Source organism: Bartonella sp. AP258QHHD (assembly GCF_042196145.1).
Classification (GTDB): Bacteria; Pseudomonadota; Alphaproteobacteria; order Rhizobiales; family Rhizobiaceae; genus Bartonella.
Map to the genome: position 1 here is coordinate 1 of NZ_JBHIPR010000007.1, position 2,606 is coordinate 2,606.

2 protein-coding genes and 1 pseudogene are annotated in these 2,606 nt (G+C 43.7%); all 3 read left to right on the top strand.

What is annotated here, in order from left to right; translation table 11 throughout:
- Window positions 1–1,898 (top strand): annotated as a pseudogene (locus ACFIMM_RS00865) (hypothetical protein); the annotation flags it as partial.
- 9 nt (window positions 1,899–1,907) lie between these two features.
- Complete coding sequence (locus ACFIMM_RS00870; protein ID WP_375681583.1) at window positions 1,908–2,237, top strand: hypothetical protein; 330 nt, start codon at window positions 1,908–1,910, stop codon at window positions 2,235–2,237.
- A 63-nt stretch (window positions 2,238–2,300) separates the two neighbouring features.
- Window positions 2,301–2,606: lysozyme (locus ACFIMM_RS00875; protein ID WP_375692572.1), on the top strand; the 306-nt coding region annotated here is incomplete at its 3' end.

Sequence of the window (2,606 nt, forward strand, 5' to 3'; positions counted from 1 at the left end):
TAGCAGAAACGGCAGGCGAAGAAGCCAAGAAAATAGCGGAGAAAGCCAATAACTACGCGTATGAAGCAAAAGATGAAGCCGGAAAAGCCAAGGAAATAGCCAATAGTGCAAAATATGCAGCAGGAGAGGCGCAAAAGGCAGCTGAAACAGCGGGTAAAAAAGCCGCGTCTTTAGAAGCAGCCGCAGAAGAAGCACAAAAAATAGCAAAAGAAGCCAAACAGACAGCAGGTTATGCTAACCATGATGCGGAGCAAGCGCGTAGTGAGGTGGAAAAAGTAAAAAGCACAGCGAATGAAGCGTGGAGTAAAGCTTACGACGCGAATGAAGCAGCCAATAACGCTAAGACTATAGCAAGATTAGCAGAAATGGCAGGTGAAGAAGCCAAGAAAATAGCAGAGAAAGCCGATGACCGAGCGTATGAAGCCAAGAATGAAGTAGAAAAAGCCAAGGAAATAGCGAGTAATGCAAAATATATAGCAGGAGAGGCGCAGAGGGCAGCCGAAACAGCGGGTAAGAAAGCCGCGTCTTTAGAAGAAGAAGCGGAAGAGGCACAAAAAATAGCCAAGGAAGCCAAGGAGTCTGCTGGTTATGCAAGACATGATGCGACGCAAGCGCGTAGTGAGGTGGAAAATGCAAAAAGCACAGCGAATGCAGCGTGGAAGAAAGCCCACAAAGCGAATGAAACAGCAGATAGTGCTAAGCTTACAGCAAGTTTAGCAGAAACGGCAGGCGAAGAAGCCAAGAAAAAAGCCGAGGCGGCAGATTCACAAGCCTATCAAGCCAAGAGCGAAGCCGAAAAAGCCAAGGAAGTAGCCGATAGAGCGAAAAGGACAGCAGAAGAAGCCAAAACAACCGCCGATACGACGAAACAAGAGCTTGGAGGGATCAAGAGTTCCCTAGCAACGGCAACAACAGCCCATACAGTAGCTTCACAGGCAAAAGCGCTAGCGGAAGAGGTAAACAATTTACTGAAACAGTCCAATTTAACGGTTTTTTCAATTTCCACACCGTTTCTTGTAGCGACAGGCAAAGCGCAATTAACCGTGAAAAAAGGAACCTATCTAACTTTGCCACGAACTCATAATATTTTGGTTGTAAGTTATACGGTAGATGCCAGAATAAGCATGCCGTCTCTTTCTGCGGGCAAGGATTATTATCTTTATTTGGTACCGGAGGGAGATTCTCATAAAATTGTTGTATCAGAAAACTCTACGTATCCAAGGAATTACACAGTGAGTAATTCGCGAAAGATAGGAGGGTTTCATACGCTTTGTGCGGATGTTGGTACGATTTCCGGTCATCCATTGTCTGGTTATAGAGCAGGGGATATTTTACCCAATTCAGTTTGGTGTTTAAATCACCGCCCTTATAGTTCACCAGAGGGAATGGTCTACGACCCCTCTACAGATCTTTGGGTTGATATTTATCTTCAATCAGGGACGGGTGAAAATACGAAATCAATGTATCGTACCAATATAACAACAAACCGTAATTATACCGAACATGTAACAGATATGGCGCGTGTTAAAAAATCTTTACTGAGTGATGAAGCGTTTGCTTCTGCTATGTATGGAAGCAATGAAAAGACACATATTGTTGGCAAGAAAGAACCAACCTCTAAGGTTTCAGGTGGATATAAGGATACGGCGAATCGTCGAATGATCTCGCATATCGGTTGTGAGGATGGTTGCGGTTATGTTTGGCAATTTTTATCGGGCACGTTTCCTATACCCATAAGCCGTACGCAAAATACGTTTGAAATGAGAGCATTGTTAGGGGGTGGTAGCTGGAGTAATACAACGGATAATGGGCGTTTTACTCGAGCCGCCATGATCGTCAATGGTGGAAATGAACAAGTTGCGGCGCGTGGATGTAGCCATACGCGTCATTTTGTTTAGGAGGGAGAGATGATAGAATATCCAGAACATTTAAATAGCAAAGAAGATTATCTGAACATGCTTTCTTTTGACAAAGTTGAAACAGTAAGAAGGCTAGGGAATCTTTTAACAACACGTTTTTATTGGGTTTTTGTTAAAGAGCTTGGAGAGGGAGAAGAGGGGATTGAAGATGACACGCATAAGGTTTGTCGAACAACAGAAATACCGTTTGATTCAAATGGTGATTTTGTCGAAAAGCGTTGTCAGTATGAATTACAGGAAAGTGAATATGCGCCGCTCTTTCAGCTTGGCTTTGGTGTTGACGAAGTCGAGCAACTGATCAAAGAGCATAGCCAATAGAGATCATAAGAAAACATTTTTATGCCGCCTCACTTTTGTGGGGCTTTTTTTATGGAGCGTCAGATGAGAAAGATATCGAAAGAAGGATTAGAGCTTATCAAACAATGGGAAGGTTTGCGTTTAGAGGCTTATCGAGATACGGCATGTGTCTGGACGATTGGTTATGGTCACACCAGCAATGCGGGTCACCCCCTTGTCAAAAAAGGCATGTGTATTAGCCAAAAGCAAGCAGAAGAAATCCTTTGTGAAGACTTAAAGCAATTTGAGCAGACAGTCGAGGAATCGGTGACGGTTTCGTTAACGGATTGCCAATTCGCGGCATTGGTCTCATTTTGCTATAATGTAGGAACAGCTGCTTTTCGCAAGTCA

Excerpts from the sequence above, each read along its gene's own strand:
- ACFIMM_RS00870 (WP_375681583.1), top strand. The coding sequence starts at position 1,908 with ATGATAGAATATCCAGAACATTTAAATAGCAAAGAAGATTATCTGAAC.